Source organism: Verminephrobacter aporrectodeae subsp. tuberculatae At4 (assembly GCF_000193225.1).
GTDB classification, from domain to species: Bacteria; Pseudomonadota; Gammaproteobacteria; order Burkholderiales; family Burkholderiaceae_C; genus Acidovorax; species Acidovorax aporrectodeae.
Window position 1 is genome coordinate 1 of sequence record NZ_AFAL01000357.1, and the last position, 9,089, is coordinate 9,089.

Consider the following 9,089-nt stretch of genomic DNA (forward strand, 5'->3'; position numbering starts at 1 on the left):
GCAAGGGCATGCAGTCCTGGGCCGGGTCGTGTTCGGTGTGCAGCAGCATGTCGAACAGCGCAAATTCAATCTGGCGCAGGGTCTGCATTCCGCTCTGGAAATTCCTGGCTGCGAGCATCCTGTCGAACAGCGCGTGCGGCAGCGGCGCGCCCGTGTCCACGTGCGCGGTCATGTGCTCGAGCACGCTCCACTGCCAGCAGAAGTTTTCCATGAACTGGCTGGGCAGTTCCACCGCGTCCCATTCCACGCCGAAGATGCCGGACACGTCGCGCTCGTTCACCTGCGTCAGCATCTGTTGCAGTCCATGACCAAATTCGTGGAACAGGGTGATGACGTCGTCGTGCGTCAGCAGCGGCGGCCTGCCATCCACCCCGGCGGCGAAATTGCACACCAAGTGCGCCACCGGCGTTTGCAGCGCGCCGGTGTCGGGGCGCAGCCAGCGGGTGCGCACAACGTCCGCCCAGGCGCCGCCCCGTTTTCCCGTGCGCGCGGGTTGGTCCAGATAGAACTGGCCAAGCAGCTGGCCGTCGCGTTCGATGCGGTAGAACTCGACGGCAGCGTCCCATGCGGGGGCGCTGTCGCGGCGGATGGAGACCTCGAACAGCGTCTCGACGATCCGGAACAGGCCCGCGAGCACTTTGGGCGCCGTGAAGTATTCCCTGAGTTCCTGCTCGCTGAACGCGTACCGCGATTGCTTGAGTTTTTCGGCGATGTAGTACCAGTCCCAGGCCTGCGGATCGTTCAGGCCCAGATGCGCGGCCGCAAACGCACGCAGGTCGGCGAGGTCCTTTTGCGCATGGGGGCGCGCACGGCGCGCCAGATCGCGCAAGAAGCGGATCACCTCGGCGGGCGATTGCGCCATCTTGGGCACCATGGACAGTTCGCCGAAATTCGCGTAGCCGAGCAATCGGGCTTCCTCGCGGCGCAGCGCGAGGATCTCGCCGATGAGCGCGGTGTTGTCGAATTTCCGGGAGTCGCCTTCGGCCTGGTCGGAGGCGCGCGTGGCGTGCGCGCGGTAGAGCGCCTCGCGCAGTTCCCGGCGCGCGGCAAATTGCATCACGGGCAGGTAGCAGGGCATCTTCAGCGTGAGCTTGCAGCCCTCCCGGCCCTCGGCCTGCGCCGCCGCCCGGGCCGCTTGCTGCACGTCGGCGGGGACGCCGTCGAGTTCCTCGGCCGTGACGTAGCAGGCAAAGGCGTCGGTTGCGTCGAGCGCGTTCTCGCTGAACTTCTGGCTCAGCTCGGCCTCGCGTTCCTGGATTCGGGCAAAGCGTTCCTTGTCCTCGGCGTGCAGCTGCGCGCCGCCGAGCACGAAGTTGCGCAGCGCGTTGCCATGCGCCTGGCGTTGTTCGGACGACAGCGCCGCGGGGTCGATGGCCTGGTACTTCAGGTACAGACGCGTGTCGGCGCCCAGGCGGCTCCAGAACTCCGTCACGCGCGGCAGGGCCGCGTTGTAGGCGGCGCGCAATGGCGGCGTATCCGCCACGCTGTTGAGGTGCTCGACGGCGCCCCAGGCGAGCAGCAGCTGTTCCGTCGCCACGTCCAGAACCTGCGCGATGGCGTCCCAGCGCGCCGGGAAATCGGCCGCGGTGACGCGCTCCAGCGCCTGGTTCGCGCGCTCCAGAAGCAGGTCCATCGCGGGCTCGACGTGCTGCGGCCGGATGCGGTCGAATGCGGGGAGTCCGGAGAAATCAAGAAGGGGGTTGCTCATGCGAAGTCGGATGCATTCAGGAGGAAGGGAGGAGGGCGGCGGCGCGGCGCTCGGCGGCCTGGATGGTGTTTTCCAGCAGCATGGTAATGGTCATGGGGCCAACCCCACCCGGGACGGGGGTAATCCAGCCGACGACCTCTTGGACACGGTCAAAGTCCACGTCGCCGCAGAGCCGGCCATCGGCCCTGCGGTTGATTCCTACGTCGATGACGATGGCGCCCGGTTTCACCATGTCGGCCGTCAAGGTGTTGGCCCGTCCCACGGCGGCGACGACGACGTCCGCCTGGCGCGTGTGGTGGCCCAGATCGGGCGTTGCGCTGTGCGTGAGCGTGACGGTGGCGTTGGCCTGGAGCAGCAACAGCGCCAGGGGTTTGCCGACGGTGTTGCTGCGCCCGATGACGACGGCGTGCCGGCCCGCGAGCGGCTGGCCGGTGGACTCGATGAGCTTCATGCAGCCGCAGGGTGTGCAGGGGCGAAACCCTTCGAGGCCGGTCATCAGCGCACCGGCGCAGAGCACGGAGTAACCGTCCACGTCCTTGGCCGGAGAAATCGCCTCGATGACCCTGTGCGGATCGATGTGCCCGGGCAGCGGCATCTGCACCAGGATGCCGTGCACGCCGGGGTCGGCATTCAGCGCTGCGATGCGTTCGAGCAGCGCGGCCTCGCCCAGGCTGGCGTCGTATTTTTCAAGGATCGAGCGCAGTCCGTTGTCCTGGCAGGCCCGGACCTTGTTGCGCACGTAGACCGCAGAGGCCGGGTCTTCGCCCACCAGGATCACGGCCAGAGCAGGCTGCTGGCCGTGCGCCGCAAGCTGCGCGGCGCGCCGTGCCAGCGCGCTGCGCAGTTGCCGGGAAAGGGCGTTGCCGTCGATGCGTTGGGCTGTCATGCTGAAAATAAGGATGGAAAACCTGCGCGCGCGCTCTCTGGGGCCTCGCGCCGCACGCCATCAGACCGTCCATGGGTGTTTGCTGCGCGTCCGAGGCGCCGCGGCTGAGGCCATCAGCTTTTGACCGCGTTCTGCCCCAGCGCGATCTTGAGCAGGTCGGCCACGGTGTTGGCGTTGAGCTTTTCCATGATGTTCGCGCGGTGCGCCTCCACCGTCTTGATGCTGATTCCCAGGTCGTCCGCGATCTGCTTGTTCAGACGGCCCGCGACGATGCGTTCGAGCACCTGCGTCTCGCGGCTCGTGAGCTTGGACAGCAGCGCGTCGCGGCTTGCCGCCTGCTGGTAGCCGGCGAAGGCGTCGAGCGCGCGTTCCAGCATGCGTTCCACCAGCGAGACCAGTTCCTCCTCGTCGAAGGGTTTCTGGATGAAGTCCTGGGCGCCCTTCTTCATGGTGTTCACGGCCATGGGGACGTCGCCGTGGCCCGTGATGAAGACGATGGGCAGCGGCGATTTGCGCTCGAGCAGGCGGTCTTGCAGTTCCAGCCCGGTCATTCCGACCATGCGGATGTCGACGATCAGGCAGGCGACCTCGCGCGGGTCGTAGCGCGAGAGAAAGGTCTCGGCCGAATCGAAGCAGCGTACCCGGTAGTCTTTGCCCTCAAGCAGCCATTGCAGCGAATCGCGCACCGCCTCGTCGTCGTCGACGACGTAAACCGTGCCCTTTTTCGGTATCAAACTCATGCAGCAGTCCTTGGGGTTTGTTCGTTCGCTACGGTATTTGTAGTGACGTCGGAAGTCCCGGCCGGGGGTAGCCAGAAGGAAAACCGACAGCCTGTGACCTCCGATCCATTGTAGAGGTTCTGCGCCTGCATCCTTCCCTGGTGCGACTCGACGATGCTGCGGCACAAATTCAGGCCCATTCCCATGCCCTCTTGCTTGGTGGAGAAAAAGGCTTCGAACAGCCGCTCGAGCACCTCGGGCGCGAGGCCCTGGCCCGTGTCCTGCACCGAGAACTCGACCACCTCGCGCTCCTCGATGCGCTTGGGCAGAACACGCAGTTCCACGCTGCGGTTGGGCATCGGACGGTTGGCGTTCTGGATGGCTTCGGCGCCGTTCTTCATGAGGTTCACCAGCACCTGTTCGATCAGGATGGTGTCCGCCATCACCGGCGGCAGGCGCGCCGCCACATAGTGCATGAGGCGCACGTTGTGCCGGCGCAGTTCGATGTCCGCGAGTTCCACGGCCTCGTTGACCATGGAGTGCACGCTCGCGAGCGCGCGGTTGGGCTCGCTCTTTTTCACGAAGGAGCGGATGTGCTGGATGATCTGGCCCGCGCGCTGGGCCTGGTGCGCGGTCTTCTGCAGGGCGGCGAGCAGGGCTTCTTCGCTGAGCTGTCCGCTCTGGATGCGCGAGACCATCCCGCTGCAGTAGTTGTTGATGGCGGTGAGCGGCTGGTTCAGCTCGTGCGCCACGCTGGACGCCATCTCGCCCATGGTGATCAGGCGGCTCACCGACTGGGCGCGCTCCGCCTGGCGTTCCGCCTGTTCCTTGGCCAGGCGCCGCGGGGTGATGTCCGTGGCGATCACCATCTGCGCGAGGCGCCCGTCAACCCAGTTCAGGTAGCGCGAGCGCACCTCGATCCATTTGCCCAGGTCGGGCAGGTAGATCTCGGCGTTCTCCGTGCCCGCGCTGGTGAGCGTGTCCGTCGGCAGGCCCATCAGGCCGTCCTCTTCGTCCATCCCGCTGTGCTCCTTGCCCGCGATCGGAAGCACGCCGGCCTGCGCCACCAACTGCAGGTGCCCGCCCGTATGCGAGCCAAACCATTGGCGGTACAGCTTGTTCGCAAACAGCAGCTCTTCGCTGCCCAGCGGGGCCACCGACACCGATGCGTCCAGAGACTCCAGCACGATGGTGAAGCGCTCGTGCGACGCCGAGAGCTGCTCGCGGATGCGGTTCGGCTCGGTGATGTCGGTCATCGACGTCATCCAGCCGGTCTGCTGGCCGTGCGCGTCGATGAGCGGCGACACGTACAGCCGCGCGTCGAACAGCGTTGCGTTCTTGCGCTTCACGCGCACCTGAAATCCGCCAGCCGTGGTGTTGCCGCGCAGTTCGTCGCGCAGCTTGGCCTGCAAGGTCTCGTGGTCGGCTTCCGGCCAGTAGGGGAAAGGGGCCTCCAGGCCCACCAGTTCCTCCGCGCTCCAGCCCGTCATCTGGCAGAACGCGGCGTTTACATAGCGGATGCGGCCTTCCAGATCCAGCGCGCGCATTCCCGTGAGCATGGAGTTCTCCATCGCCCGGCGGAAGTTGGTTTCGGCGACCAGCGCCTCCTGCGCCTGCATGCGGCGGCGCGTGTGGCGCCAGGTGGCGATGAGCATCCAGGCGGTCATTGCGCTGAGCGTTCCCACGAGCCAGAACAAGCTGCTGCCGACCATGCCCAGGGAGGTGCGGTAGGCCTGCGCGCGCAGCACCAGGCCGTTGCCCACGGGGGCGATGGGCACTTCGTACTCGTTGGCGTGCGGGTTCCAGGAGAGCAGGCGGGTGGCCTTGTTGCGCGGCGCCAGGGGCGTTCCGGCGAGCACCTGGCCCTGGGCGTCGAGCAGCGTCACGGCGTAGCGCGCCAGCACCTCGGTGGGCGTGCCGTAGCGCAGCAGGCTGTCGATGGAGTATTCGGCCAGCACCACGCCGCTGAACCGGCCCTGGTTCGTCAGCGGCACCTGCAATTGCAGCAGCGGGACCACGCCGTCCGGGGTGCTTGCAGGCTGGGCGTACACCGCCTGCTGCAGATCCCGCGCCAGACCCAGGGTGTTCGCCGTATCGCCGGGCTTGAGCACCTCGCCGGCGATGCGCAGTTCACTGCTGGCCAGGGTGGGCGCCGCCTGGCTGGCGCGGATGCGGCGGCGCTCGTCGATCCAGGTGATGGCCTGGAGTTCGGGGTACTGGCTGACCAAGGCCTCGGCACGGCTGGTGAACTCTGCGCGGCCGAGTTCCTGGTTGGACAGGTCGCGCGCGACGCGCATGATCTGTTCCTGCCGCTCGAGCAGGCGCAGGCGCAGGCGCTGTTGCGCGTATTCCACATCGCGCCGCAGGGCCTCCTGTTCGCGCTCCACCTCTTCGGCGCGCAGATACCAAAATGCTGCAACGATGGCGGCCAGAAACATCAGCACCGCAGCCAGTGGGGCAAGGGCCGCAAACCGGTCCTGCCGGGTCGGCGACAGGCCGCGCCACCACTTGCGCCACCAGCGCAGGGGCGCAACCACGGTCGCGGCGCAGGGCACGTGGGGCATGGGATCCATCTCCCGAGTGTAGGGGGACTGCCGCATGGGGCCAGCGGGAGAATCAGCGTTTCGAATGAATTATCATTATGTGGAATTGCCAACACGCTATTTGAAATGCGGAAGAATATGCGACACTAGCCGCCAGCACACCGGATTGCTGTCCAACGAAGGAGACAAAGCATGTCAGCTCAGCCCGCCCCCCAGGCCGGAAACGGCATCGCACCCGCCGCCGACACCGACGCGCAGGAAACCCGTGAATGGCTGGACGCGCTGTCCGCGGTCATCGACCGGGAAGGCGCCGAACGCGCGCACTATCTTCTGGAGCAACTGCTGGAGCACGCGCGGCAAAACAGCATCGACATGCCGTTTTCGGCGAACACGGGCTACGTGAACACCATCGAACCCGCGCAGGAAGCGCACTGCGCCGGCAACATCGCCATCGAGAAGCGTCTGCGCGCCTATATGCGCTGGAACGCCATGGCCATGGTGGTGCGCGCGAACCGCCTCAACCCTGCCGACGGCGGCGACCTCGGCGGCCACATCGGCTCCTTCGCGTCCGTGGCGAGCATGTTTGGCGCGGGCTTCAACCATTTCTGGCACGCCGAGAACGAGAACCACGGCGGGGATCTGCTCTACATCCAGGGCCACAGCGCGCCGGGGATCTACGCGCGCGCCTATCTGGAGGGGCGCCTGAGCGAAGAGCAGCTGGACAATTTCCGCCAGGAGGTCGATGGCCGGGGCCTGTCGAGTTATCCGCATCCCAAGCTCATGCCCGAGTTCTGGCAGTTTCCCACGGTGTCCATGGGCCTGGGGCCGCTGCTGGCGATCTACCAGGCGCGCTTTCTGAAGTACCTGCAGGCCCGCGGAATCGCCGACACCGAAAAGCGCAAGGTGTGGGTGTTCTGCGGTGACGGCGAGATGGACGAACCCGAGTCGCTGGGCGCAATCGGCCTGGCGGCGCGCGAGAATCTGGACAACCTGATCTTCGTGGTGAACTGCAACCTGCAGCGCCTCGACGGCCCGGTGCGCGGCAACGGCAAGATCGTGCAGGAGCTGGAGAGCGAATTCCGCGGCAGCGGCTGGAACGTGATCAAGCTGCTCTGGGGCGCGGGCTGGGACGCGCTGCTGGCCCGCGACAAGAGCGGCAGGCTGCGCCAGCTGATGATGGAAACGCTGGACGGCGACTACCAGGCCATGAAGGCCAACGACGGCGCCTTCGTGCGCAAGAACTTCTTTGGCCGCTACCCCGAGACGCTCCAGCTCGTCGAGCACATGAGCGACGAGGAAGTCTTCGAGCTGCGCCGCGGCGGCCACGAGCCGACCAAGGTCTACGCCGCCTTCCACGCGGCCAACCAGCACAAGGGCCAGCCCACGGTGTTGCTGGTCAAGACCATCAAGGGCTACGGCATGGGCAAGGCGGGCGAGGGCCGCAACACCGTGCACCAGACCAAGAAGCTCAGCGACGAGGACATCCGCTATATCCGCGACCGCTTCAGCATTCCGATCCCGGACAGCGAACTGCACAAAATTCCGTACTACAAGCCTGCCGACGACACGCCCGAGAGCAAGTACCTGCACGAGCGCCGCCGGGCGCTGGGCGGCTATCTGCCGAAACGCCGCGTAAAGGCCGACGAGCATTTCAGCGTTCCCGCGCTCGACAGCTTCAAGGCCATCCTGGAGCCGACGGCCGCCGGCCGCGAGATCTCCACCACGCAGGCCTACGTGCGCTTCATCACCCAGCTTCTGCGCGACCCGGCGTTGGGCCCGCGCATCGTGCCGATCCTGGTTGACGAGGCGCGTACCTTCGGCATGGAGGGGCTGTTCCGCCAGATCGGCATCTACAACCCCAAGGGCCAGCTGTACACCCCGGTGGACCGCGACCAGGTGATGTACTACCGGGAGGACAAGGCCGGCCAGATCCTGCAGGAGGGAATCAACGAGGCCGGCGGAATGTCCAGCTGGATCGCTGCGGCGACCAGCTACAGCACGAACAATCGCATCATGCTGCCGTTCTACGTGTACTACTCGATGTTCGGCTTCCAGCGCATCGGCGACCTGGCCTGGGCCGCGGGCGACATGCAGGCGCGCGGCTTCCTGCTGGGCGGCACCTCGGGGCGCACCACGCTCAACGGCGAAGGCTTGCAGCACGAGGACGGCCACAGCCAGATCCTGGCGAACACCATCCCCAACTGCGTGAGCTACGACCCGAGCTTCGCGCACGAGGTGGCGGTGATCATGCACCGCGGCATCGAGCGCATGGTCGGGCAGCAGGAGAACGTCTTCTACTACATCACGCTGCTCAACGAGAACTACTCCATGCCCGGGCTCATTGCGGGAACGCAGGAGCAGATCGTCAAGGGCATGTACCTGTGCCAGCCCGGCGCCGAAGGCGGCAAGCGCGTGCAACTGCTGGGGTCGGGAAGCATCTTGCGCGAGGCGCTCGCGGCGCAGACCCTGCTCGCCGCCGACTGGGGGGTGCAGGCCGACGTATGGAGCTGCCCCAGTTTCAACGAGCTCACGCGCGACGGCCAGGACGCCGAGCGCTGGAACCTGCTGCACCCGCTGGATACGCCGCGCCTGCCCTTTGTTGCGCAGCAGCTGGGCGCCAGCGCCGGCCCGGTGGTCGCGGCCACCGACTACATGAAGGCCTACGCCGAGCAGATCCGTCCGTTCCTGCCCAAGGGCCGCAACTACAAGGTGCTGGGCACCGACGGCTTTGGCCGCAGCGACTTTCGCAGCAAGCTGCGCGAGCATTTCGAGGTGAACCGCCACTACATCGCCGTGGCCGCGCTCAAGGCGCTGAGCGAGGACGGCGCGCTGCCCGTAGCCAAGGTGGCCGAGGCGATTGCCAAGTACGCAATCCAGGCGGACAAGCGCAATCCGCTCCACGCATAACCCAACCGGAGACGAGCAATGGCATTGCTAGACATCAAAGTTCCGGACATCGGCGACTTCGACGAGGTCGGCGTGATCGAGCTGCTGGTCCAGCCCGGCGACACCGTCCGGGTCGAGCAGTCGCTGGTCACCGTGGAGTCGGACAAGGCGTCGATGGAGATTCCTTCGAGCCACGCCGGCGTGGTCCGGGAACTGCGCGTGCAGCTTGGCGACAAGGTCCGGGAAGGTTCCGTGCTGCTGCGGCTTGAAGTGGCTGACGCCGCGGCGGCTCCCACGCCCGCGACCGCACCCACGCCCGCGACCGCGACGACACCCACGCCTGCACC

General features: G+C 66.5%; 6 protein-coding genes. 2 read left to right on the plus strand and 4 right to left on the minus strand.

All coding sequences use genetic code 11. From position 1 onward, the window contains the following. The 4 genes from VTU_RS0107755 to VTU_RS0107770 all read right to left on the minus strand — a co-directional run. Positions 1-1,708 (minus strand): M3 family metallopeptidase (locus VTU_RS0107755; protein WP_010102975.1); only part of this gene is annotated, 1,708 nt, incomplete at its 3' end. A 16-nt stretch (positions 1,709-1,724) separates the two neighbouring features. Next, positions 1,725-2,594, minus strand: coding sequence for a bifunctional methylenetetrahydrofolate dehydrogenase/methenyltetrahydrofolate cyclohydrolase FolD (folD, locus tag VTU_RS0107760; RefSeq protein WP_010102977.1), 870 nt, complete (start codon positions 2,592-2,594; stop codon positions 1,725-1,727). A gap of 113 nt (positions 2,595-2,707) precedes the next feature. Then, complete coding sequence (locus tag VTU_RS0107765; RefSeq protein WP_010102979.1) at positions 2,708-3,334, minus strand: response regulator transcription factor; 627 nt, start codon at positions 3,332-3,334, stop codon at positions 2,708-2,710. Then, the gene (locus tag VTU_RS0107770; RefSeq protein ID WP_010102981.1) at positions 3,331-5,886 is read right to left on the minus strand and encodes a PAS domain-containing sensor histidine kinase; all 2,556 of its coding nucleotides are present in this window, start codon (positions 5,884-5,886) and stop codon (positions 3,331-3,333) included. The genes VTU_RS0107765 and VTU_RS0107770 overlap by 4 nt, the downstream gene beginning before the upstream one ends. Positions 5,887-6,048: 162 nt before the next feature. On the opposite strand from VTU_RS0107770, the gene aceE reads away from it, so the two are divergent. Together aceE and VTU_RS0107780 are read left to right on the plus strand one after the other, a co-directional pair. Further along, positions 6,049-8,763 carry a pyruvate dehydrogenase (acetyl-transferring), homodimeric type gene (aceE, locus tag VTU_RS0107775; protein ID WP_010102982.1) on the plus strand — a complete coding sequence of 905 codons (2,715 nt, stop codon included), beginning with the start codon at positions 6,049-6,051 and terminating at the stop codon, positions 8,761-8,763. Between the two features lie 18 nt (positions 8,764-8,781). Beyond that, positions 8,782-9,089, plus strand: a 308-nt coding sequence (locus VTU_RS0107780) for a biotin/lipoyl-containing protein (protein ID WP_010102983.1), incomplete at its 3' end; no start/stop codon positions are given.

Excerpts from the sequence above, each read along its gene's own strand:
- folD (WP_010102977.1), bottom strand. The coding sequence starts at position 2,594 with ATGACAGCCCAACGCATCGACGGCAACGCCCTTTCCCGGCAACTGCGC.
- VTU_RS0107770 (WP_010102981.1), bottom strand. The coding sequence starts at position 5,886 with ATGGATCCCATGCCCCACGTGCCCTGCGCCGCGACCGTGGTTGCGCCC.
- aceE (WP_010102982.1), top strand. The coding sequence starts at position 6,049 with ATGTCAGCTCAGCCCGCCCCCCAGGCCGGAAACGGCATCGCACCCGCC.
- VTU_RS0107765 (WP_010102979.1), bottom strand. The coding sequence starts at position 3,334 with ATGAGTTTGATACCGAAAAAGGGCACGGTTTACGTCGTCGACGACGAC.